The 23,739-nt window shown below is 66.4% G+C and carries 20 protein-coding genes; 12 read left to right on the forward strand and 8 right to left on the reverse strand.

The window, feature by feature from the left end; translation table 11 throughout:
* Positions 1–176 precede the first annotated feature (176 nt).
* Complete coding sequence (gene dxs / locus AC1DE3_RS06420; protein ID WP_441511024.1) at positions 177–2,087, reverse strand: 1-deoxy-D-xylulose-5-phosphate synthase; 1,911 nt, start codon at positions 2,085–2,087, stop codon at positions 177–179.
* Between the two features lie 183 nt (positions 2,088–2,270).
* Here dxs and AC1DE3_RS06425 point away from each other — a divergent pair, with 183 nt between their 5' ends.
* Positions 2,271–3,500, forward strand: a complete 1,230-nt coding sequence (locus tag AC1DE3_RS06425; protein ID WP_441511025.1) for an MFS transporter — start codon at positions 2,271–2,273, stop codon at positions 3,498–3,500.
* Between the two features lie 27 nt (positions 3,501–3,527).
* Here the strand turns inward: AC1DE3_RS06425 and AC1DE3_RS06430 are convergent, their stop codons facing one another.
* From AC1DE3_RS06430 to AC1DE3_RS06445, 4 genes are all read right to left on the reverse strand, one after another.
* Positions 3,528–4,448: a pirin family protein gene (locus tag AC1DE3_RS06430; RefSeq protein WP_441511026.1), complete on the reverse strand. Its 921-nt coding sequence runs from the start codon at positions 4,446–4,448 to the stop codon at positions 3,528–3,530.
* A gap of 231 nt (positions 4,449–4,679) precedes the next feature.
* Positions 4,680–4,952: an exodeoxyribonuclease VII small subunit gene (locus tag AC1DE3_RS06435; RefSeq protein ID WP_441511027.1), complete on the reverse strand. Its 273-nt coding sequence runs from the start codon at positions 4,950–4,952 to the stop codon at positions 4,680–4,682.
* 139 nt (positions 4,953–5,091) lie between these two features.
* A complete protein-coding gene (locus AC1DE3_RS06440) occupies positions 5,092–5,556 on the reverse strand; it encodes an Lrp/AsnC family transcriptional regulator (protein ID WP_441468969.1) in 465 nt (154 codons plus the stop codon).
* A 253-nt stretch (positions 5,557–5,809) separates the two neighbouring features.
* Positions 5,810–6,319 carry a tyrosine phosphatase family protein gene (locus tag AC1DE3_RS06445; protein WP_441511028.1) on the reverse strand — a complete coding sequence of 170 codons (510 nt, stop codon included), beginning with the start codon at positions 6,317–6,319 and terminating at the stop codon, positions 5,810–5,812.
* Between the two features lie 222 nt (positions 6,320–6,541).
* Between AC1DE3_RS06445 and AC1DE3_RS06450 the strand changes: the two genes are divergently transcribed.
* Positions 6,542–7,102, forward strand: coding sequence for a thioesterase family protein (locus AC1DE3_RS06450; protein WP_441511029.1), 561 nt, complete (start codon positions 6,542–6,544; stop codon positions 7,100–7,102).
* 90 nt (positions 7,103–7,192) lie between these two features.
* Here AC1DE3_RS06450 and AC1DE3_RS06455 read toward each other — a convergent pair whose 3' ends face one another.
* Complete coding sequence (locus AC1DE3_RS06455) at positions 7,193–10,759, reverse strand: hybrid sensor histidine kinase/response regulator (protein WP_441511030.1); 3,567 nt, start codon at positions 10,757–10,759, stop codon at positions 7,193–7,195.
* A gap of 280 nt (positions 10,760–11,039) precedes the next feature.
* On the opposite strand from AC1DE3_RS06455, the gene mscL reads away from it, so the two are divergent.
* From mscL to AC1DE3_RS06470, 3 genes are all read left to right on the forward strand, one after another.
* The gene (gene mscL / locus AC1DE3_RS06460) at positions 11,040–11,462 is read left to right on the forward strand and encodes a large conductance mechanosensitive channel protein MscL (RefSeq protein ID WP_441511031.1); all 423 of its coding nucleotides are present in this window, start codon (positions 11,040–11,042) and stop codon (positions 11,460–11,462) included.
* A gap of 121 nt (positions 11,463–11,583) precedes the next feature.
* Complete coding sequence (locus AC1DE3_RS06465) at positions 11,584–12,777, forward strand: pyridoxal phosphate-dependent aminotransferase (protein ID WP_441511032.1); 1,194 nt, start codon at positions 11,584–11,586, stop codon at positions 12,775–12,777.
* Positions 12,778–12,896: 119 nt separating this feature from the next.
* Positions 12,897–13,958, forward strand: a complete 1,062-nt coding sequence (locus AC1DE3_RS06470) for an AbrB family transcriptional regulator (RefSeq protein WP_441511033.1) — start codon at positions 12,897–12,899, stop codon at positions 13,956–13,958.
* Between the two features lie 16 nt (positions 13,959–13,974).
* Here AC1DE3_RS06470 and AC1DE3_RS06475 read toward each other — a convergent pair whose 3' ends face one another.
* Complete coding sequence (locus AC1DE3_RS06475; RefSeq protein ID WP_476852272.1) at positions 13,975–14,913, reverse strand: SMP-30/gluconolactonase/LRE family protein; 939 nt, start codon at positions 14,911–14,913, stop codon at positions 13,975–13,977.
* A 149-nt stretch (positions 14,914–15,062) separates the two neighbouring features.
* Positions 15,063–15,968 (reverse strand): LysR family transcriptional regulator, encoded by a 906-nt coding sequence (locus tag AC1DE3_RS06480; protein ID WP_476779857.1) that lies wholly within the window; start codon positions 15,966–15,968, stop codon positions 15,063–15,065.
* A gap of 137 nt (positions 15,969–16,105) precedes the next feature.
* Between AC1DE3_RS06480 and AC1DE3_RS06485 the strand changes: the two genes are divergently transcribed.
* The 7 genes from AC1DE3_RS06485 to AC1DE3_RS06515 all read left to right on the forward strand — a co-directional run bounded on the left by AC1DE3_RS06485 (position 16,106) and on the right by AC1DE3_RS06515 (position 23,597).
* Positions 16,106–17,542, forward strand: coding sequence for an FAD-binding oxidoreductase (locus AC1DE3_RS06485; protein ID WP_441511035.1), 1,437 nt, complete (start codon positions 16,106–16,108; stop codon positions 17,540–17,542).
* A 171-nt stretch (positions 17,543–17,713) separates the two neighbouring features.
* Positions 17,714–18,001: a GIY-YIG nuclease family protein gene (locus AC1DE3_RS06490; RefSeq protein WP_441511036.1), complete on the forward strand. Its 288-nt coding sequence runs from the start codon at positions 17,714–17,716 to the stop codon at positions 17,999–18,001.
* A gap of 163 nt (positions 18,002–18,164) precedes the next feature.
* The gene (locus AC1DE3_RS06495) at positions 18,165–19,352 is read left to right on the forward strand and encodes an FAD-binding protein (RefSeq protein WP_441511037.1); all 1,188 of its coding nucleotides are present in this window, start codon (positions 18,165–18,167) and stop codon (positions 19,350–19,352) included.
* Positions 19,352–19,987: a DUF2585 domain-containing protein gene (locus AC1DE3_RS06500; RefSeq protein WP_441511038.1), complete on the forward strand. Its 636-nt coding sequence runs from the start codon at positions 19,352–19,354 to the stop codon at positions 19,985–19,987. The genes AC1DE3_RS06495 and AC1DE3_RS06500 overlap by 1 nt, the downstream gene beginning before the upstream one ends.
* 3 nt (positions 19,988–19,990) lie before the next feature.
* Positions 19,991–21,364 carry a glycolate oxidase subunit GlcF gene (gene glcF / locus AC1DE3_RS06505; protein ID WP_476852273.1) on the forward strand — a complete coding sequence of 458 codons (1,374 nt, stop codon included), beginning with the start codon at positions 19,991–19,993 and terminating at the stop codon, positions 21,362–21,364.
* Between the two features lie 222 nt (positions 21,365–21,586).
* Positions 21,587–23,221 (forward strand): histidine--tRNA ligase, encoded by a 1,635-nt coding sequence (hisS, locus tag AC1DE3_RS06510; RefSeq protein ID WP_441511040.1) that lies wholly within the window; start codon positions 21,587–21,589, stop codon positions 23,219–23,221.
* A gap of 58 nt (positions 23,222–23,279) precedes the next feature.
* On the forward strand, positions 23,280–23,597 hold the full coding sequence (locus AC1DE3_RS06515; RefSeq protein ID WP_441511041.1) for a GIY-YIG nuclease family protein: 318 nt from the start codon (positions 23,280–23,282) through the stop codon (positions 23,595–23,597).
* Positions 23,598–23,739 lie beyond the last annotated feature (142 nt).

Raw genomic sequence — 23,739 nt, forward strand, 5'->3', positions numbered from 1 at the left:
GCCTTTGCCTCCAGCCCTCATCCTGAGGAGCCATTTCGTCAGAAATGGCGTCTCGAAGGATGCTCCGGATATCTCCGGAACCTCCTGGAGCATCCTTCGAGACGCGATCCGTTGGATCGCTCCTCAGGATGAGGGCTGAGGATGTCGGCATCGCTGACATGGCTTTTGGCGCCGGATCAGGCGCGCTTGACGACGCTGGGCGCCCCGAGCGCCCCCTCGACGGCGGCGACGATGCCTGCGGCGTCGAGCCCGGCGGCGGCATACATCGCGTCGGGCTTGTCGTGGTCCTGGTAGACGTCCGGCAGCGTCAGCGTCCGGACCTTCAACCCGGCATCGAGCGCGCCGCTGCGCGCCAGTAGGTGCAGCACATGGCTGCCGAAGCCGCCGACCGCGCCCTCTTCGATCGTGACCAGGATCTCGTGCTCGCGGGCGAGCTTGAGGATCAGCGCCTCGTCGAGCGGCTTGGCGAAGCGCGCATCCGCGACCGTGGTCGAAAGCCCGCGCTGCGCCAGCAGGTCGGCCGCCTTGAGCGCTTCTGCGAGACGCGTGCCGAGCGAAAGCAGCGCGACGCGGGTGCCTTCCCGGACGATGCGGCCTTTTCCGATTTCCAAGGGCACGCCGACATCGGGAATCTCGACGCCGACGCCTTCGCCGCGCGGATAGCGGAAGGCGATCGGCCCTTCGTCATAGGCGGCGGCGGTCGCAACCATATGGGTCAGCTCGGCTTCGTCGGCCGCCGCCATCACCACCATGTCGGGCAGGCAGGCGAGATAGGCAATGTCGAAGGAGCCGGCATGGGTGGCGCCGTCGGCGCCGACGAGCCCGGCCCGGTCGAGCGCGAAGCGGACGGGGAGCTTCTGCAGCGCCACGTCATGGACGATCTGGTCGTAGGCGCGCTGCATGAAGGTCGAGTAGATCGCGACGAAGGGCTTGTAGCCCTCGGTGGCAAGACCGGCCGCGAAGGTCACCGCATGCTGCTCGGCGATGCCGACATCGAAGGTGCGGGCGGGGAACTCCTTGCCGAAGGCGTCGAGCCCGGTGCCCGACGGCATGGCGGCGGTGACGGCGACGACCTTGTCGTCCTCCCGCGCTTCCTTGATCAGCGCGTTGGCGAAGACGGCGGTGTAGCTCGGCGCATTGGCCGGCGCCTTGGCCTGCAGGCCCGTCACCGGATCGAACTTGACGACGGCGTGGTATTTGTCGGCGGTCGCCTCGGCCGGGGCATAGCCCTTGCCCTTCTGCGTCACGACATGGACGAGGATAGGCCCGTTCCCGGCGTCGCGAACATTGCGCAGCACCGGCAGCAGATGGTCGAGATTGTGCCCGTCGATCGGCCCGACATAGTAGAAGCCGAGTTCCTCGAACATCGTCCCGCCGGTCCAGAAACCGCGGGCATATTCCTCGGTGCGCTTCGCCTTGTCGTGGAAGAAGCGCGGCAATCTCTCGGCGAGCTGCTTGGCGACCTCGCGCAGCGAACGATAGGTGCGGCCTGAGACCAGCCGCGCCAGATAGGCCGACATCGCGCCGACCGGCGGGGCGATCGACATGTCGTTGTCGTTGAGGATGACGATCAGGCGCGAGCCGAGCGCGCCGGCATTGTTCATCGCCTCATAGGCCATGCCGGCCGACATCGCGCCGTCGCCGATCACGGCGACGACGTTGTTGCGCTCGCCCTTGAGATCGCGCCCGACTGCCATGCCGAGACCGGCCGAGATCGAGGTCGAGGAATGGGCGGCGCCGAAGGGGTCGTACGCGCTCTCGGCGCGTTTGGTGAAGCCGGAGAGGCCGCCCGGCTGGCGCAGCGTGCGGATGCGGTCGCGGCGGCCGGTGAGGATCTTGTGGGGATAGGCCTGATGGCCGACATCCCAGATCAGCTTGTCGCGCGGCGTGTCGAAGACATGGTGCAGCGCCACCGTGAGTTCGACCACGCCGAGGCCCGCGCCGAGATGTCCGCCGGTGACGGAGACGGCGTCGATCGTCTCCAGCCGCAGCTCGTCCGCCACCTGCCGAAGCTCGGCATCGTCGAGTTCTCGCAGATCGGCGGGGTCGTGGATGGTGTCGAGCAGAGGAGTCGCAGGGCGTGGCACGAGGCTGTCCGGGCTCGTAGGAATGGTTCTGTCCTGAAATAGTGCCTGCGCGCCGCGCTGGCAAACCGCGGGTGAGATCGGCCCCCGGCATTGGCAGGCGCCCTGTCTTCCCACGAAACGGGTGGTTCCCACGCCGGCAAGGCTTTTCAGTGTCCTTATGACGACTTCTGAGGACATCAGGCAATGAACCCGAGCGATAATCCTCCCCTGCCGGCGGCATTCAGGCGCATCGGCTGGTCCAATCTCTCCGCCCAGTTCTCGGAGCAGATCGCGCTCGCCGCCGCACCCTTGGCCGCGGTTCTCCTGCTCTCGGCCGGGCCGGCTGAAACCGGCTGGCTGCAGACGGCGCAGACCTTGCCATTTCTCCTGCTTTCCATCCCCGCAGGCCTGATGGTCGATCGTGCCTCGCGGCGCCGGCTCATGGTCGGCACGGAAGCGCTGCGGGCGCTTTCGCTTCTGGCGATTCTGCTGCTTCTTGCTTCGGGCGGCCTCAGCCTGGCATGGCTTGCCGCGCTCGGAGCGCTCGGCGCTGTCGGCACGGTCTGCTACAGCGTGGCGGCACCGGCCTTCGTTCCGTCCGTGGTGCCGCGCGCGCAGCTCGCGGACGCCAATCGCTTGCTGGAGCTGGCGCGCAGCGCCGCCTATGCCGGAGGGCCGGCGCTCGGCGGGGCGCTCGTCGGCTGGCTCGGTGCCTCGACGGCCTATGGTCTGGCCGCAGGGCTTTCCATCCTCGCTGCGCTCCTGCTCGCCGGACTCCCGCAGGACGAGCCTCCGTCCAGCCCGCGGCGCGATCTGCTCGATGATCTGAAGGAGGGCGCCCGTTTCGTGGCCGGGCACGATCTGCTCAGGCCGATCCTGATGACAGCGGTCTTCTTCAACGTCTCCTGGTTCGTCTTCCAGGCGGTCTATGTCGCATACGCAGTCCAGAATCTCGGTCTCGGTGCGACCGAGGTCGGCGTCACGCTCGGCATCTACGGTGCGGGCATGATCGTCGGCGCCGTTCTCGCGCCCCATATCGCACGGCAGGTCTCGTTCGGAACGCTGATTTTGCTCGGGCCGCTCGCCGGCTTCTGCGCCGCGGGCGTGATGCTCGCGACGCTCTGGATACCGTCCGTCCATCTGGTCGGCATGAGCTTCTTCCTGTTCGGCGTCGGGCCGATCATCTGGACGATCTCCACGATGACATTGCGGCAGGCGGTTACCCCCAATGCGATGCTCGGCCGGGTCTCCGCCTTGATCATGACGGCGACTTTCGGCGCGAGGCCGCTGGGCGCGGCGATCGGCGCATCCGTGGCGGCGCATCTCGGCATCGCCGCGTGCCTGGGGCTCGCGACGGCGGGCTTCCTGGTTCAGCTCCTCGTGATCGCTTTTTCACAGGTGCCGAGGCTGCGCGATCTGTCCGAGATTGCCTGAAGCGGCGGCGGCAATCCGCCGACTGTTTCAGCCCTCGGGCAACGGAATGAACTCCTTGTCGTCACCGGGGACGGTGTCGAAGCGGCCGGTCTTCCATTCCTGCTTGGCCTGCTCGATGCGCTCCTTCGAGGACGAGACGAAGTTCCACCAGATGTAGCGCTGCCCGTCCATGGGCTCGCCGCCGACGAGCATCAGGCGGCTCTGGTCGACTGCGAGGATCGAGATGCGGTCGCCCGGCTTGAAGACGAGGAGCTGGCCGGCGCCGAATTCCTCGCCAGCGATGTCGATCTTGCCCGAGACGATATAGACCGCGCGCTCGTCGTAATCGGGGTCGAGCGGCAGGATCGAGCCGGGCGAGAGCACGGCTTCGGCATAGAGCGCTTCCCAGGGGAACTGCACCGGCGAGGTCTGGCCATAGGCCGAGCCCATGATCAGGCTGATGCGCTTTCCGCCTTCGACGATGCGCGGCAGTTCGGGCGCGCCGTGATGCACGAATTGCGGCGCGATCTCCTCATGCGTCCTGGGAAGCGCGAGCCAGGCCTGGATGCCGTAGAGCTTCGGCCCGGTGGCGCGCGCCTCCAGCCCCGTGCGCTCGGAATGGACGATGCCGCGCCCGGCCGTCATCAGGTTGACCGCGCCCGGCTTGATCGCCAGCGCCGTGCCGAGCGAGTCGCGATGCATGATCTCGCCATCGAAGAGATAGGTGACGGTGGAAAGGCCGATATGCGGATGCGGGCGGACGTCGAGCCCCTCGCCGAGATGGAACTCGGCCGGCCCCATCTGGTCGAAGAAGATGAAGGGTCCGACCATGCGCTGGCCGATCGCCGGCAGGGCGCGGCGGACCTGGAATCCGCCCAGATCATGCGTACGCGGCACGATCACCTTCTCGATCGCCTCGCAGGAGCGGGCGTCGCCCAGAATCGGGTCGTCGGCGGGCAGTTGCGACATGGCGGCCTCCTTGGTTGGGACGGAGCGTGATCCCGATCGCGCCCGCGGGCAAGCCGGCCGGCTGCAACCGGCTCCTGGCAGGAGCGCAATCTCAAGGCCCCGCTGGATCGCCGCGCGGCCTACCGGACGCGCAGTGCCGATCTGGTCTTTAGTTCAAGCATCGGAGTTTTCCGAAAAGTGGATTCCACTTTTCGGTCTGAGACTTTATCGGGGGGCGGCAGCCGTTCCGGCTCAGCTGTCGACGTCGAGCGGGGTCGTGCCGGTCGGCTTGCCGTCGGCGCTCAGCGTAATCCGCTCGATGCGGGCTTCCGCGTGCTTCAGCAACGCATCGCAGCGTGCCTTCAGCGCCTCGCCGCGCGTATAGATGGCGATCGATTCCTCGAGCGGCACGTCGCCGCGCTCCAGCCGCGCGACGATGCCTTCGAGCTCCTTCATCGCCGCCTCGAAGGGCAAGGTGGCGACATCGGCATTCGGGTTGTCTTGAGACTTGCTGTCTTGGCTCACGGACCGATTCCTCTTTGCCGTCAGCTTATCGGCCGGACCGCGCCCGGCCGCAACCCGCCTGAATTCGCTCAGCCCTCGTCCTGAGGAGCCGCGAAGCGGCGTCTCGAAGGATGAGGGCTCGGAAGTTCGCTGTCTCGCCTCAGACCGGCAGCGCCGAGGTCTTCTTGATGGTGCGCAGCGTCAGTGTCGACTGGACGCGGGTGACGCCCGGCAATTGCGTGATGATGTCGGTGTGGATGCGCTCGAAATCGGCGCTGTCGCGGTAGATCACGCGCATCAGATAATCATGCGCGCCGGCGAGCAGATGGCATTCGAGGATCTCGGGCAGGCTCTGGACCGCCTGCTCGAAGCTCTCCAGCGAAGCCCGGCCCTGCTGGTCGAGCGTGACGAAGACGAAGGCCGTGCCGGGAAAGCCCGCGATCTTGTCGTCGAGCATCATCGCATAGCCGCGGATAAGGCCGCTTTCCTCGAGCTGCCGCACGCGCCGCAGGCAGGCCGAGGGCGATAGATGCACCTTCTCGGCGAGGTCGGAGTTCGTGATGCGGCCGTCCTGCTGGAGAAGTCGCAGGATGGCGCGGTCGCGCGAGTCGAGCTCGATCATCATGGTCACGGCGGAAACCTCCCGCGCGATGCATCGTCGCAAAATTGGTCCGATGCAAGCAATCTTCTGCGCCGATCTTGGGCAGATGCGCTTACATCCGCAGCTTCTTGGCTTGACCTCGCAGGAAAATGCGCCGCTGCGTCGGCCGATTCAGGCCAGACCGCCGCGCGTCTCATCGGACGCGATAACGGTGATCTATGTCCTTGTTATCGCGCCGGATCCTTCCGAAAGACGGACGCTGCTTCTCGGTCCGATGCTACAGGGGCATGGCGAAGGGCGTGCCTTCGAAGGCGTCGGCGCCGCGCCCGATTCGTCCGATCGCGCGGATCATCCGGCCGCGGCGGCCAAGCGCCGTATCGGCAAGGGCGACGAGCCGGGCATTGGGCGTCGCGGAGGGAGCGGCGATCCGTAGCGCGTCGGCGGCCTCCTCCTCGTCGCGGCCGGGATCGAGCGCGCAGGCGGCGATGTAGGCGGCGGCTGTCGAGCGGCTGATGCCGGCCCAGCAATGAACCACCATGGGCGCCTCGCGGTCCCATCCGTGGAGGAAGGCGATGAGGCGCTCGATATGGTCCTGCCCCGCGAGCACATGGCCTTCCAGCGGCGTGGCGATATCGGACATGCCCAGGAAGAGATGGCGATCCGCATCGATGCCGGCCGGTCGCTCGACCACGGTGCCGACATTGATCAGCGTCACCAGATGGCGGGCGCGGACGGCCGCGACGGTCTCGCCCAGTCTGGACAGCGGGGAAACGTGAAGGCTCGGCAAGGGGCGGCTCCGGGTGTCTCGGGGCGAAACCAGTGGGGCAGACGCTATCGCATCGGACCGAAAAATGGAATCCACTTTTCGAAAAATCCGATGCGATAACAAATAGATAGATCGCCGTTATCGCGTCCTGTCGGACGCGCGGCGATCCAGCATGATCGACAGTGCCGACGTCTCCATGACATGGAAGCTGCGATCCATCGACCCGCCACGGCGAAACGTCCCATGAATCTCTGGCTCCGGCTGATCTGGCTCCTGCTGACGACGCGCTTCCGGCCGCGGCTCGACCTGCCGGGCGAGGCTTCCGTCCTGCCTTTCCGCGTCTGGTTCCACGATCTCGACACCAGCCTGCACATGAACAATGGCCGCTACTGGTCGCTGATGGATCTCGGCCGGCTCGATCTGATGCTGCGCAGCGGGCTGTGGCGGGCGGTGCTGCGTCACCGCTGGCTGCCCGTCGTCAATGCCGGCACGATCCGCTTCCGCCGCGAGATGCGCCTGTTCCGCCCTTTCCGGCTGGAGACGAAGATCCTGTGCTGGAGCGACAACTGGCTGGTGATGCAGCACCGGATGCTGATGCGCGGCCGCGACGGCGGCGAGATCGTCGCGGCCGTCGCATTGGTCCGGGCGGCGCTCTACGACAAGGGCGCCCGGGCCTATGTGCCAGTCACCCGCCTGCTCGGCGAGATCGGCATCGGCGTGGAAAGCCCGGAGCCGAGCACCGAGGTCGCGGCCTTCCTCGCCTCGGAGGACGCCATGCGCAGCGCTGCTGCGAGCGAGCGCTGAGGAATTCTCTGGAATTCCAGCCCTCATCCTTCGAGACGCGCTCTTCGAGCGCTCCTTAGATCAGGGCTCGTCGGCTTTCAGGGCAGAACATTATTCCGCCGCCAGCCGTGTTGCGCGCCACTGCGCCAGCAGCGCGCGTAGCGCCGCTGGTTTCAGCGGCTTGTTGAGCAGATAGACGTCGAGCGCATTCGCCGCCTCGCGGACATGCGGCGTCCGGTCGGCGGTGAGCAGGATCGCCGGCATCGGGGTGCGCGCCCGCGCCCTGAGCGCGCTGATCGCGGTGAGCCCGTTGCCGTGGTCGAGGTGATAATCGGCGATCAGCACGTCGGCCTCGCCCTTGCCGCCGACATGCGGCAGGGCCTCCTCCAGGCTGGAGGCGGTGCGCACCTGGCAGCCCCAGCCTTCGAGCAGCCGCTTCATGCCGTCGAGAATGGCCGGCTCGTTGTCGATGACCAGCAGCCGCATTCCGGCGAGCTGTCCGGCCGGCGCCTGCCGCGGCGCGCTCCCCGTCGCCATGGCCGGCAGCGGCGCCGCGCGCGGCACCGCGACCGAGAAGCGCGTGCCGCGTCCCGGCGCCGAATCAAGCGTCAGCCCGTGGTCGAGGGCGCGTGCGATGCGCTGCACGATCGAGAGCCCGAGACCCAGGCCTCGCGCCACCTTGGCGCCTTGGTCGAGCCGCTGGAACTCCCGGAAAACGGTCTTCTGCTTGCTTTGCGGAATGCCGAGCCCGGTATCGATCACCTCGACCGCCACCTGATTGCCCCGGCGGCGGCAGCCGATCAGCACCTTGCCGTTCGGCGTGTATTTGATCGCGTTCGAGATCAGGTTCTGCAGGAGGCGGCGCAGCAGGCGCCGGTCCGAGCGCAGCGTCAGGCTGGTAGGCATGAAGACGAGCTTGAGGCCTTTTTCCTGAGCGCTCGGCTCGAATTCGCGCTGGAGCTGGCGCATCAGCTCGTCGAGCCGGAAAGAGGAGAGCTCGGGCCTCAGCGCTCCGCCGTCGAGCCGGGAGATCTCGAGCAGCGCGGTGAGGATCTCCTCGACCGCGTCGAGCGAGGCGTCGATGTTCTCGGCCAGATCCGGCTCCCCGGCGGTGCGGTCGCGCTCGACCAGCGATGTCGCATAGAGCCGCGCCGCGTTGAGCGGTTGCAGGATGTCGTGGCTGGCGGCGGCGAGAAAGCGCGTCTTGGACGCGTTGGCGGCTTCGGCTTCGGCCTTGGCGCGCTGCAGCTCGGCATTGACGTGCAGGAGCTCCTCGGTGCGCTCGGCGACGCGTTTCTCCAGGCGCTCATTGGCGCGTTCGAGCTCTTCCTCGCCGGCGACCGTCTCGGTGATGTCGGTATACGTCGTGACGAAGCCGCCATCCGGCAGCGCATTGGTGCGGACTTCGATGACCTTCTTGGAGGGATAGAGCTTGAGGCGCACCGGCTCGCGGTCCTTGACGAAGCTCTCCAGCCGCGCCGCCATCAGCTCGTCCTGCGCACCGTCGCCATAGGCGCCGCGCGCGGCGTTGAAGCGCACGATCTCGTCGAGCCCGGTGCCGAAGCGCACCAGCGAGGGCGGCAGGTCGTATAGCGCTACAAAGGCCTGGTTCCAGGCGACGATGCGCAGATCCCGGTCAAGCACCGTGATGCCCTGGCCGGCATGGTCGAGGCCGTGCTGCAGGATGTCGCGATTATATTGCAGGGCCGCCGAGGCGTCGTCGAGCAGCTTGAAGGCCGCTTCGGTCGAGAGATTGCGCCGTTTCAGCAGCAGCGAGAGCACGAGCCGCGACGAGGCCGCGCCGATGGCGGAGGAGAGCAGATGCTCGCCGAAGCGCAGCAGGTGGATATCGGCATGGCGATTGGGGTCCGGCATCTCGCCGCGGCTGGAATTGAAGCCCTCGAAGGCGCGTTCGGTGCGCTCGTGGCCGAGATAACGCGCGATGGTCGCCTGCAACTCGCCTTCGGTGACGCTGGTGCGCCAGAGCGAGAAGGACTGTGCCATCGTCGCGGGCTGGGATTCGACGAAGGCATTGGCCTGCAGCCGCTCCATCGCATTGGCGGGCCTGAGCAGCGAGAAACCGACATAGGCGAGGATGTTGAGGCCGAGGCTCCAGAACACGCCATGCGGCAGCGCCGGCCAGTCGAGCCCGAACAGCGCTTCCGGCCGCAGGGTTTCGGCGCCGAAGGGGCCGTTCGCGACGATGCTGCTCCACCAGCCGCCGGGTAGGGCGAGGCTCGGCATCAGCAAGGTGTAGGCCCAGACCATGGTGCCGATCGTCAACCCCGCCGCCGCGCCGAGCGCCGTGCCGCGCCGCCAGAACAGCCCGCCGAAGAAGGCCGGCGCGATCTGGGCGGTCGCCGCGAAGGAGAGCAGGCCGATCGAGACCAGCGCAGCCTCTCCGGAGGCGCGGTAATAGACATAGCCGAGCAGGATCACGAGAAAGATGCCGAGCCTGCGGATGACGACGACCTGCGAGCCGAGGTCGCCGCCCGTGCTGCCGTCGCTGCTGCCGTTGAAAAGCCGGCCGGAACGATTGGGGTCGCTCAGCGCGCGCCGCACGCGCAGCAGCACGGGCATCACGATGTGGTTGGAGATCATGATCGCGAGCGCGACGGAAGCGACGATCACCATCGCCGTCGCCGCGGATAGGCCGCCGACGAAGACGAAGAGCGCGATCACCCCCGCCTCGCTCTGCAAAGGCAGCAGCAGGACCGTCATGTCGCGATCGACGCCGCTTCCGGGCATCATGATCTCGCCGGCGGCCGCCAGCGGCAGCACGAACAGGTTGATCAGGACGAGGTAGAGCGGGAACATCCAGGCTGCGCGCCGCACGTCGCGCACGTCGCGGTTTTCCACGATGGTCATGTGGAACTGGCGCGCCAGCAGCAGCGCCGCACAGCTCGACAGCAGGGTCAGCGTCAGGAAGTTCGGCCAGCTCGACGTCCGCTCCCAGATCGGCAGCATGCCCTCGGCGGGTTTCGCGGCCTGGGCCAGCAGGTCGCCCGGCCCGCCGAACAGCCCGTAGACGACGAAAACGCCGAGGACGAGGAAGGCCACGAGCTTGATCAGCGATTCGACAGCGATCGCGAGAACGAGCCCGTCCTGGTGTTCGGTGGCGTCGATGTGGCGCGTGCCGAAGGCGCAGGCGAAGCTGGCGAGCACGATCGCGACGACGAATGGCAGGTCGCTCAGCAGCGGGACGCCCGGCATCAGCGCATGGCCGCCCGTCGCGGTGAGGAAGACCGAGAGCGAGTTGGCGACGGCCTTCAGCTGCAGGGCGATATAGGGCAGCGCGCCGATGACGGCGACGATGCAGACCAGCGCCGCGACCCGCTCGCTCTTGCCGTAGCGCGCGCCGACGAAGTCGGCGATCGAGGTGATGTTCTGGGATTTGGCGATGCTGACGATGCGCCCGACGAAGCGGTGGCCGAGGCCGATGACGAGGATTGGCCCGACATAGATGCCGAGGAAGTCGAAGCCGGCGCGATTGGCAAAGCCGACCGAGCCGTAGAAGGTCCAGGAGGTGCAGTAGACGCCGAGTGCGAGCGCATAGATCGTGGTGCGCGCCCGGCCGGAGATCAGCTTGCGGCCCGAGGTGTCGGCGATATGGGCCACGGCAAACAGGCCGCACAGATAGGCGAGCGCGACCAGAATCACGGACCAGGCGGGAATCATGTCGCGATCCCTGGCGTGCCGATGCGCGAACGAGGCCGGAGTCCGATCGCCATGAACTTCCGTTTCGAAATGAGCTGTCGCTTCGAGTTTTGTGACAGTTTATCGGACGTGCCCCGAGCCCGCCATAGGACAAAGGCGCAAGTCATCCCCAGCTCTTTGCTGCAAAAGCTCCGATGCGCCTGATTTTGCCGGGCATTCGGGCTTTTCCTGTTCCGCCGGGTTGGTCTAGCGTCCTGAAACCGGCTGACGGGGCAGTGTCGTCGACTAGAAGGGGTCCAGCATGCTGAAGGAATTCAAGGAATTCGCACTGAAAGGCAATGTCATCGACCTCGCCATCGGTGTGGTTATCGGCGCGTCCTTCGGCAGGATCGTCGATTCTCTCGTCCAGGACATCATCATGCCGTTCATCGGCGCGCTCGGCGGCGTCGACTTCTCGAACTACTTCTTCGGCCTCAACCGCGCCGTCACCTCGCCCGTTCTGGTGGACGCTAAGAAGCAGGGCGCGGTGCTGGCCTATGGCAACTTCGTCACCGTGGCGATCAACTTCCTGATCATCGCCTTCGTCCTCTTCCTCGTGGTCAAGGGCATCAACCAGCTCAAGCGCCGCGCGGAAGCAGCTACGCCGGCCCCGGCCGCGCCCGCCGCCGATGTCGCCCTGCTGACCGAGATCCGGGACCTGCTCAAACAGCAGAAGGGTGCCTGACGGTTTCGTCCCCGCGGCCGCGATTCATCACGGCCGCCGATCGACCTGATCTCGCGATTTCATGCCAGGCGGCGCCGCGATCGGCTAAAGCAGGACATCGAATGTCGCGAGGTCGATGCTGATGAACACCGCCACTTTGCCCGGTAGCACCCTGGTCGCGGAGCTCCGCCCGGAAGCCGTCAACGCGCCGGAAAGCGGCATCGTCGAGGTCATGAACTATGGCCGGCTGCGGCCGGGCCTGATTCCGCTGTGGGTCGGCGAGGGCGATCTGCCCACCCCGTCCTTCATCAGCGATGTGGCGGCGCGCTCGCTTGCGGCCGGCGAGACCTTCTACACCTGGCAGCGCGGTATTCCCGAGCTGCGCGAGGCGCTGGCGCGCTATCACGAGCGCCTCTACGGCCAGAGCTTCTCGCCTGAGCGGTTCTTCATCACCGGCTCGGGCATGCAGTCGGTCCAGATCGCGGTCCGCATGATCGCGGGGCCCGGCGACGAACTGATCATCCCGACCCCCGCCTGGCCGAATTTCGGCGCGGCGGTCAGCGTTGCCGGCGCGCGCACGGTCTGCGTCCCGATGGATTATGCGCAGGGCCGCTTCACGCTCGATCTCGACAAGCTCGCAGCTGCGATCACGCCGAAGACGCGCGGCATCCTGATCAATTCGCCCTCCAACCCGACCGGCTGGACCGCGACGCGGGCTGAGCAGGAAGCGCTGCTCGCGCTCTCGCGCAAGCACGGCATCTGGATCATCGCCGACGAGATCTATGGCCGCTTCGTCTTCGACGGTTCGGAACGCGCGCCCTCCTTCCACGACATCATGGGGCCGGAGGACCGCGTCGTCTTCGTTCAGACCTTCTCGAAGAACTGGGCGATGACGGGTTGGCGCATCGGCTGGATCGAGGCGCCGGAAGCCTTCGGCCAGGTCATCGAGAACCTGATCCAGTACTCGACCTCCGGCTCGCCGGTCTTCGTGCAGCGGGGCGCGGTCGCAGCGCTGGACAATGGCGAGAGCTTTGTCGCCGAGCAGATCGCGCGTGCCGCGGAAGGCCGGCGGATCATCTTCGAGGGCCTGAAGGCGACGAACCGCGTGACGCTCTCGGCGCCGGTCGGGGCGTTCTACCAGTTCTTCTCGGTCGATGGCCGCGACGATTCCCGCAAGCTGGCGCTCGAATTGGTCGACAAGGCCAATGTCGGCCTCGCTCCCGGCACGGCCTTCGGCCCCGGTGGCGAGACGGGTCTGCGCCTGTGCTTCGCCCGCAAGTCCTCCGATCTGGTCGAGGCGGTTGCCCGGCTGCAGAAGGCTCTGGCGACGATCTGAGCCGCCGCGCCCGCAGCGCAGGGCTGCCTTGCGCGCGGGCAAGCCGAGCGCGATTGACCGTTGCGGCGCCTGCCGCCATGAACGCTCCGGCGCGGCCCAATCTGCGCGCCCGGAGCTCAATGAAACCCTTCGGATACCCGACGAACCGGCTGACGATCCTCTGGCGGGAGGTTCTCGTCATTGCATTGGCCGCTGTGGGCGGCGGCCTGTTTGCGCTGCTCGGCATGCCGGCCGCCTGGCTCTCGGGCTCGATGGTGCTGAGCACGGCCGTGGCGCTGGTGCGCCCGCTTCCGACGCTGCGGCGGCCCTGGTTCGACGCGACGATGGTGCTGTCCGGCACCATTCTCGGCTCTTCGGCCACGCCTGAAGCGTTGGCCGCCGCCGCACGCTACCCTGCCTCGCTCGCGGTGCTCCTCGTCGGTGTCGCCGCGATCATGCTCGCGACCGGCGCCTATCTGCGCCATGTCGCGCGTTGGCCGTGGATTGACGCGCTGCTCGCCGCCGCGCCCGGCGCGCTCTCGACGGTGCTCGCCGTGGCCCAGGCCAAGGGCGCCAATATCGGACGCATCTCGGTGGTTCAGCTGTTCCGGTTGCTCGTCCTGGTCGCCTGTCTTCCCAGCCTCATGCAGGCGACCGGCATTTCTGCCGGAGCCCCCATTCCGGCTTCGGTCTCGATCAGCCCCGGCACCATGCTGGGCGTGACGATGGCAGGCCTGCTGCTCGGCCTCGGCCTCGACCGGCTTGGGCTTGCGGCGCCGCTGATGTTCGGCGCGACCTTCGCCAGCGCGGTCCTGCACGGCAGCGGCCTGATCGAGGGCACGCTGCCGCAGCCGGTCCAGATCGCCGTCCAGATCCTGCTGGGCTCGACCATGGGCGGGCGCATCGCCCATATCCCGCGCAAGGAGCTCAGGGGGCTGTTTCCGCTGGCGATCGGCGGCTTCGCCGTCTCGATCGGTGTCGCCTTCCTGTTCGCCTGGCCGGCGGCCTGGCTCGCCGGTACATCCTACGCCAGCGGCATGGTCGCTTTTGCGCCGGGAGGGCTGGAGGCGATGGCGATGCTGGCCTTCGCGATGGGGCTCGACACGCTTTATGTCGGTGCTCACCATCTCGTGCGCTTCGTCATCATCGGCCTTGCCATGCCGCTGGTGTTGATGCGGGTGAAGAGCGAGCCGCCACGCTGAGGCAGGTCGCGGCGGCTCAGCCGCCCGGCCGCGCCGCCCCGTTAGTGTGCGTCATCACCGAATAGAGCGAAGTCGTGCCGCAGATGAACAGGCGGTTGAGCTTTGGCCCGCCCCAGCAGACATTGGCGACGATCTCGGGGATCGCGACCTTGCCGATCAGCGTGCCATCAGGGTGGTAGATGTGCACGCCGTCGGCCGCGCTCGTCCAGATCCGGCCTTCGACGTCGGGGCGAAAGCCGTCGAACAGCCCGGCCGTGCAGGTGGCGAACACCTTGGAAGCGCCGAGCGTGCGGCCATCGCTCCCGATCGTAAAGCTGCGGATATGCCGCGGCCCGTTCTCGGGGTCGTGGCTGGCGCCGGTGTCGGCGATGTAGAGGATGCTCTCGTCCGGGGAGAAGGCGAGCCCGTTCGGCTTGACGAAATCATCGGAGACGATGGAGATCTCGCCGGTATTTCCGTCGATGCGGTAGACGTTGCAGGCGCCCATCTCGCTCGGTGACTTGTCGCCCTCGTAGTCGGTCAGGATGCCGTAATCGGGGTCGCTGAACCAGATCGAGCGGTCGGACTTCACCACCACATCGTTGGGTGAGTTCAGCCGCTTCCCGCCATAGTGGCTCGCCAGCACGGTGATCGAGCCGTCATGCTCGGTGCGCGTCACCTGCCGCCCGCCATGCTCGCAAGTTACGAGCCGACCCTGAGCGTCGACGGTGTTGCCGTTGGAGTTGCGCGCCGGCTGACGGAAGGTGCCGACATGGCCGGTAAGCGCATCGTAGCGTAGCATCCGGTTGTTCGGGATGTCCGACCAGACCAGCGAGTTGTGCGCCGGGAACCACGCCGGTCCCTCCGACCAGCGCGCGCCGGTCCACAGGCGCTCGACCCGGGCCGAGCCGGGGATGACGCGGTGGAACCGCGGATCGAGCACCGAGACCCCCGTGCCTTCGAGCACACCGAACATGTCATTCCTCCCTTGCTGCCGGATCGTCATTCTCGAGCGAAGCGAAGCGTAGACCCGAGAATCTCAGGCAGAGGAGCAGCTCTCTTGTCTTGAGATGCTCGGGTCAAGCCCGAGCATGACGGCTCCGCATGATCTCGGTCCAGCGAATGCTAGAGTGCAAGCCCCGCATCCCAATAAGGCGTGGCGCCGTAGAGATCTCCGAGATAATCGACGAAGGCGCGCACCTTCTGTTCCATGTGGCGGCGGCTTGGATAGACCGCGTAGACCGCGACGCGCGAGCCGACCGCATAGGCCGGGAGTACCCGCTGCAGCGCGCCCGATTTCAGCTCCGGGCCGACATCCCAGGTCGAGCGCAGCGCGACGCCGACGCCGGCCAGTAGCGCCTCCCTGACTACCTCGCTCGAATTGGTCCGGAGCGGGCCGTTGACCCGGACGGAGACCGGGCCCTCAGGCCCGTCCAGTCGCCAGTGATCGGCGTTATGCGCGATCAGCGTATGGCGGGGGAGGTCGCCGATCTCCGCCGGCACGCCATGCGCGGCGAGATAGCCCGGCGTGGCGCAGAGCACGCGATGGTTCGGCGCGAGCCGCTTCGCGACGAGGCTCGAATCCTGCAGGTCGGCGATGCGGATGGCGAGATCGAAACCCTCGCCGACGACATCGACGAAGGCGTCGCTCAGGACGAGTTCGACCGTCACCAGTGGGTTATCGTCGAGGAAGCGCTTGAGATGCGGCGCGACATGCATGCGCCCGAAGGAGGTCGGCGCCGAGACCCGCAGCGTGCCGCGCACCTGGCCCGCGCCGCTCGCGACCCAGGCCTCGGCTTCCTCGATCGAGGACAGGATCGAGACGACGCGCTCATAGAAGCCCTGTCCGGCTTCGGTCAGCGCCAGCTGCCGGGTCGTGCGCTGGAGCAGGCGCACGCCGAGCCGCTCCTCGAGCCGGCGAATCCGCTTCGAGATGACGGCGGGCGACAGGTTGAGCTGGCGGCCTGCCGCCGACATGCTTTTCGCCGTCACCACATGCGCAAACACATCGAGATCGCCGAATCGGTCCATCAGCACGCCACCTTTTCCATTCTGGAAATAATGGCTGGCTTTAGCCGCGCTGCAAGAGCCATTGAATTGATCTAATCTTGCAGCGCAAACAATGCGCCGAGAGCGGTGCTCTGGTGCCGTTGAGATGGGAGGGAGTGATGAGCGCGATAGCTTTTCCGGTGCCGGATGCCGGCATTCTCGCCCGCCGCGAATCGATCATTGCCGGCCTCGCCGGTCTGGTGGCGCGGGACGCCCTGATCACCAGCGACGACGAGCGCCGCCCCTACGAGACCGATGCGCTGACTGCCTATCGCCGCATGCCGCTCGCGGTCGTTCTGCCCTCGACCACGCAGGAGGTGGCAGCCGTGCTGCGCTATTGCCTTGAGCAGGGCGTCCCGGTGGTGCCGCGCGGCGCCGGCACCTCGCTCGCCGGCGGCGCGATTCCGCAGGAGGATGCGATCGTCATCGGCGTCTCCAAGATGAACCGCATCCTCGAGATCGACTATTCCAACCGCACCGCCAGGGTGCAGGCCGGCGTCACCAATCTCGCGGTGACCGGCGCCGTTTCGGCGGAGGGCTTCTTCTACGCGCCCGACCCGTCCTCGCAGCTCGCCTGCTCGATCGGCGGCAATATCGGCATGAATTCGGGCGGCGCGCATTGCCTGAAATACGGCGTCACCACCAATAACGTGCTCGGCGTGACGCTTGTCATGCTCGACGGCAGCATCGTCGAGATCGGCGGCGGCCATCTCGATTCGCCGGGCTACGACCTGCTCGGCCTGATCAACGGCTCGGAGGGCCAGCTCGGAATCATCACCGAGGCGACGGTCCGCATCCTGCGTTCGGCCGAGGGCGCGCGTCCGGTGCTGTTCGGCTTCCCGACAAGCGAGCAGGCGGGCGCGGCGGTCGCCGCCATCATCGGTGCCGGCATCATCCCGGTCGCGATGGAGTTCATGGACAAGCCGGCGATCGAGATCTGCGAGGCCTTCGCCAAGGCGGGCTACCCGATGGATGTCGAGGCGCTGCTGATCATCGAGGTCGAGGGCTCGGATGCCGAGATGGATGCCCAGCTTGCCCGCATCGTCGCCATCGCTAGGGAGCACGGCGTCAAGACGGTGAAGGAGAGCCAGTCCGCCATGGAGTCGGCCGCGATCTGGAAGGGCCGTAAATCGGCCTTCGGCGCCACCGGCCGCATCGCGGATTACATCTGCATGGACGGCACCATCCCGACCGGGCAGCTCCCCTACGTGCTCAAGCGCATGGACGAGATCGTGAAGAGTTATGGCCTGCGCGTCGCCAACGTCTTCCACGCCGGCGACGGCAACCTCCACCCGCTCATCCTCTACAATTGCAACGACGCGGTCGAGGCGCAGAAAGCGGAGGATGCCGGCATGGACATCCTCAAGCTCTGTGTTGAGGTCGGCGGCTGCCTCACCGGCGAGCACGGCGTCGGCATCGAGAAACGCGACCTGATGACCTTCCAGTTCAACGAAGCGGATCTTGCCCAGCAGATGCGGGTGCGGGCGGTGTTCGACGAGCGCTGGCTGCTCAATCCCGCGAAGGTTTTTCCGCTGGAAGGCAGGGTGGCGGCGTGACGAATCTCTTCGTCATTCCGGGGCGGCCCAAAGCGCCGAACCCTGAACCCATGGACACCCTCGCTTCCGGATTGAATCGATCGTTCAATCTGCGACCTTCCGTCGGCGTTGTGGTCATGGGTTCCGGGCTCTTCGCTGCGCGAAGTTCCGGAAAGACCGCGGAGGAAGAGGGTGCCGTTTCACGTCTACCTGCTGGCGAGCCGACGCGAGGGAACGCTTTACCTAGGAGTCACACGCAACCTCGCTCGCCGCGTTCACGAGCACAAAAGCAAGGTGGTTCCGGGATTTTCGCGCCGGTACGGGGTCGAGCGTCTGGTCTGGTGCGAGGAACATGCGACGGCGGCCGAGGCGATCGATCGCGAGAAGGATATCAAGAAGTGGCGGCGACAATGGAAGATCAACCTGATCGAGGCGAACAATCCCGATTGGGCGGATCTATATCCGCTACTGGCGCAGTGAACCGCCCCCGTCATTCCGGGGCTTCGCGTAGCGAAGATCCCGGAACCCATGAACTCGACGTTGCAAGGAAGGGGAGGCGCCCAACGCACGATGACATATGTCGTGCTTATGGGTTCCGGGCTCACGCCTTTGGCGTGCCCCGGAATGACGGGGGAGCCTGCACGTGATCATCCACACCCCCACCACTGAGGCGCAGGCCTGCGCCGTCGTGAAATCGGTCATCGACTCCCGCGTGCCGCTGACCTTGAGCGGCGGCGGTACACGGGCTGGTCTCGGCCGCCCGGCCCAGGCTGCAAGCACCTTGTCCAGCGCGGGCCTCACCGGCATCACCCTCTACGAGCCGGCCGAGATGGTTATCGCCGCGCGCGCCGGCACGCAGTTCGCCCTGGTGCAGGAGACGCTCGCCGAGCGCGGTCAGATGCTGCCCTTCGAGCCGATGGACCACCGTGCCCTCTATGGCACCGAGGGCGAGCCGACGATCGGCGCCATCGCCGCCTGCAACATCTCCGGCCCACGCCGCATCAATGCCGGCGCCGCGCGCGATTCCCTGATCGGCATCCGCATGGTCAATGGCCGCGGCGAGATGATCAAATCCGGCGGCCGCGTGATGAAGAACGTTACCGGCCTCGATCTGGTGAAGCTCGTCAGCGGCAGCCACGGCACGCTCGGCTTCCTCACTGAAGTCACCTTCCGCGTGCTTCCGAAGCCGGCGGAGATCGCGACGCTGCAATGGCGCGGGTTGTCGGATGCGCAGGGCGTTGCTCTTCTATCGAAGGCGCTGGGCTCGCCCTTCGAGCCGATGGCCGCGGCCCATCTTCCTGCTGGCCTCGCTGGGGAGGCAGCCGTGACGCTCCTGCGCCTGGAGAATTTCCCGGACTCGATCGAATACCGCGCCGGCGAGCTCGCCCTGCTTCTCGGCGAATACGGCGTGCCCGACCGTCTCGAAGGCGAGGGCATGGCCGAACTCTGGCGCGATATCCGCGACGCTGCCTTCTTCGCCGGAACGGACGAGGCCGTCTGGCGCCTCTCGCTCAAGCCGACGGACGGCCCGAAGGCGGCCGCGGCGATCGGGCGGATGCTGCCGGGCGCGCGCTGGTTCTACGACTGGGGCGGCGGGCTGGTCTGGCTGGCGGTTTCCGCCGATGGCGATGCCGGTACGGCCGCCATCCGCACCGCGCTGAAACCGCTCGGCGGCCACGCTATGCTGGTGCGGGCGCCCGATGCGGTGCGCGATTCGGTCGAAGTGTTCCAGCCGCTGGCCGAGCCGCTGATGCGGGTCACGGCCGGCATCAAGAAGAGCTTCGACCCGGCCGGCATCTTCGAGCCCGGCCGGATGTATGCGGGGATCTGATGACGCTCGCTGATACGCTTTCCGCCGAGAGGCCTACGATCGGAGCGAATTGGGCGCCGGGCCGTCTGAGCCCAGTGGTTATCGCCGTGCTGGCGGCGCTGCTGACGGTCGGCGCGGCGGCCGTCCTGCTCTGGATGGGCCGCGAGCCCATCTGCAAGTGCGGGACCATCAAGCTCTGGCAGGGCACGGTGATGTCCTCCGAGAACTCCCAGCACATTGCCGACTGGTACACCTTCTCTCACATCATCCACGGCTTCCTGTTCTACGGCCTGTTCTGGCTGATCCGCCGCTTCACCGGCCTGCCGCTCTCCTTCGGCCTCGCGCTGCTGCTCGCCATCGTGATCGAGAGCGCCTGGGAGATCACCGAGAACACCGACGCGGTAATCAACCACTACCGTTCCGCCACGATCTCGCTGGACTATTACGGCGACAGCGTCCTGAACTCGGTTTCCGATATCCTGGCCATGGTACTGGGCTTCTTCGTCGCGCGGCTGGCGCCTGTCTGGCTGACTGTTTCGAGCGCGCTCGCAATGGAGCTGATCGTCGGCTGGCTGATCCGTGACAACCTCACCCTCAACGTCATCATGCTGCTCTGGCCGATGGACTGGATCAAAGCCTGGCAGGGCGGAGCCTGAGCCATGCAGACCAACTTCACCCCCGAACGCCTTGCCTCCGATCCGCGCATGCCGGCCTCGGAGAAGATTCTGCGCACCTGCGTGCATTGCGGCTTCTGCACCGCGACCTGCCCGACTTATCTGCTGCTCGGTGACGAGCTGGATTCCCCGCGCGGGCGCATCTACCTGATCAAGGACATGCTGGAGAACGGCAAGCCGGCGACGCCGGAGGTGGTCACTCATATCGACCGCTGCCTCTCCTGCCTGTCCTGCATGACGACCTGCCCCTCGGGCGTGCACTACATGCACCTCGTCGACCATGCCCGCGCCCATATCGAGGAAACCTATGTGCGCTCCTGGCATGACCGGCTGCTGCGCAAGATTCTGGCGGCGATCCTGCCCTATCCCGGCCGCTTCCGCGCGGCGATGCTCGCGGCGCTCATCGGCAAGCCCTTCGCTCCCGTCCTCGGCGTGCTCCCGGTCGTCGGGCCGCGGCTGAGGGCGATGCTGGCACTGGCCCCGGTGCGGCTGCCGACTCGCTCGACGATGGAGGGGCCGCAGAGCTTCCCCCCGCCTGCGGCACGGACGAAGCGCGTGGCGCTGCTCTCCGGCTGCGCCCAGCCGGTGCTCGATCCCGCCATCAACGAGGCGACGATCCGTCTGCTCAACCGGCACGGCGTCGAGGTTGTGCTGCCGAAGGGGGAGGGCTGCTGCGGCGCGCTCGTCCATCATATGGGCCAGGAGCACGATGCCCTGTCCTTCGCCCGCGCGAATATCGACGCCTGGATGGCGGAGGCCGCAGGCGAGGGGCTCGACGCCATCCTGATCACGGCCTCTGGCTGTGGCACGACGATCAAGGATTACGGCTTCATGTTCCGTGGCGAGCCTGATTATGCCGAGAAGGCGGCGAAGGTCTCCGCGCTGGCGAAGGACGTCACCGAATTCCTGGAGACGCTGGAGCTTGCGGCGGTCCGCGATGTCGCCATGCCGATCGCCTATCACTCGGCCTGCTCGATGCAGCACGGCCAGCAGCTCAAGGACGGGCCGAAGCGGCTGCTCTCTGGCGCGGGCTTCAAGGTCAAGGAGGTGCCGGAGGGCCATATCTGCTGCGGCTCGGCCGGCGTCTACAACATCCTCCAGCCCGAGATCGCCGGCCGCCTGCGCGAGCGCAAGATCGGCAATATCGAGCGCACCAAGCCGGTGCTGGTCGCGACCGGCAATATTGGCTGCATGACCCAGCTCGCGAAGGGTTTTGCCGACAAGGGCGCGACCACTCCGGTGGTCCACACCGCCGAACTGCTGGACTGGGCGACCGGCGGCCCGCTGCCGGAGAAGCTGGCGCGGGCGGGGATCGCGGATCGGCCGTTGCGGGAGAAGGCGCTGGCGGCTGCGGAGTAGCACGCCGTCATGCTCGCCCTTGTGGCGAGTATCCAGGTCTTGAACACCGCGCTCGCCGAACGAAGACGTGGATGGTCGGGACAAGCCCGACCATGACGGAGTGAGCTATCGACGCTCGAACCCTTGCCCCTCGCGCTCGTACGGTCTAACCCGCCATCAACCCACATCTGTGTTGCCCAACGCATATCTGGGTTATTTGGCCCAATTCGAGTTCGAACGCCCATGTCCGCCGACAAATCCGCCCCTGCCAAGCTGAAGGCCCGCCAGCCGCGCGGCTTCGTCGATCGTGGCCCGGCCGATGTCGCCGCCACCGAGCGCATGCTTTCCGTCATCCGCGAGAGCTTTTCGGTCTATGGCTTCGATCCGGTCGAGACGCCCTTCGTCGAGTACACCGATGCGCTCGGAAAATTCCTGCCGGATCAGGACCGGCCGAACGAGGGCGTTTTCTCCTTCCAGGACGATGACGAGCAGTGGCTCTCGCTGCGCTACGACCTGACCGCGCCGCTCGCGCGCTATGTCGCCGAGAATTTCGACGCGCTGCCGAAGCCCTATCGCAGCTATCGTGTCGGCTACGTCTTCCGCAACGAGAAGCCGGGGCCGGGTCGCTTCCGCCAGTTCATGCAGTTCGACGCCGATATCGTAGGCAGCGGCACCGTCGCGGGCGATGCCGAGATCTGCATGCTCGCCGCCGACACGATGGAGAAGCTCGGCATCAAGCGCGGCGACTATGTCGTGAAGGTCAACAACCGCAAGGTGCTCGACGGCGTGATGGAAGCCATCGGCCTCGGCGGCGAGGAGAATGCGGGGCGCCGGCTTACGGTGCTTCGCGCAATCGATAAGGCAGACAAGTTCCCACCAGAAGAGGTCCGCAAACTTCTCTGTGAAGGGCGTACGGACGAAAGCGGAGATTTTACAAAAGGGGCCGGCCTAAGCGGCGATCAAGCCGCGAGAGTTCTGCTGATCACGAGCCAAATTGGCTTTAGGGAATCGACGCCTGAGCTACGTTCGGCGTCTGAGCGTCGAGGTGAACCCGCGCCGGCCGGTGATCCGCCGGGTGAGGCTACCTTTCCGTCCGACGGCATGACAATCTCGTTTCTGCGCCAAGCTGTTGCCGGATCGGATGTTGGTGAGCAAGGGGTTCAAGAACTCGAAGAATTGTGTCGGCTAATTCGAGGAAGCGACTATGGCCCGGGACGAATAAAGATCGATCCCTCCGTCGTCCGCGGCCTCGAATACTATACCGGCCCGGTCTACGAGGTGGAGCTGACCTTCCCGGTCACCAATGACGACGGACAGGTCGTGCGTTTCGGTTCGGTGGCAGGGGGCGGGCGCTATGATGGCCTCGTCGGACGCTTCCGGCCCGAGCCGGTGCCGGCGACCGGCTTTTCTATCGGCGTCTCCAGGCTCTATTCGGCGCTGAAGGCGGTGAAGTCCCCCATCGTCGACAGCAAGAACGAACTCCCGCTCGTCGTCGTCACCGCGATGGACAACAAGTCGCCGGAGTTCATGCCCGGCTATCAGGCGATGGTCTCGGCGCTCCGCCAGGCCAAAGACGCGGACGGCAAGCCGCTGCTGCGGGCGGACCTCTATCTCGGCGCCTCCGGCTTCAACGCGCAGATGAAATACGCCGACCGGCGCGGCGCCATCTGCGCTGTCATTCAGGGCTCTTCGGAGCGCGAGGCCGGCACCGTCGTCATCAAGGACCTGATCCTCGGCGCCGAGCTCGCTGCCGCCAGCCGCGACGTCAAGGATTCCGCCGAGCACAAGGCGAAGCAGGCGCAGGCGCAGTTCGCCGTGCCGGTGGATCGATTGGTGGACGGGGTGAAGACCGTGCTCCAGCGTCATGCTCGGGCTTGACCCGAGCATCTCTTGCCGGAGATTTTCGGGTCTGCGCTTAGCTTCGCCCGAGAATGACGTGAACCTCGAATCGTCCTTCGTCTACATCATGACGAACAAGCCGCGAGGCGCGTTATATCTTGGTGTGACCGCTGATCTGGTCAAACGCATTTCGGAGCATAAGCTGCTTGTCAGTCGGTCGTTTACGGCACGATACAATCTCGACAAGCTCGTCTGGTTCGAGACGTTCGATCATATCGATCTGGCCATCCAGCGCGAGACGAGTCTGAAGCGTTGGAATCGCGAATGGAAAATCGAACTGATCGAGAATGGTAATCCGAACTGGCGAGATCTGTTCGAAGATATTTACCCATCGCCATTCTCGGCCGAAGCGTAGCGGAGAGCCGAGAATCTCGGGCAGGAAGAGTAGAGCAGCCTCCATCGTCCCGAGATGCTCGGGTCAAGCCCGAGCATGACGACCGGAAAATCCCGTTCACCCATTTCCCTCAAATCCCTCGAAAATTAGGCGCACCGCTGCT

It is taken from the genome of Allobosea sp. 10L417, from assembly GCF_056395485.1.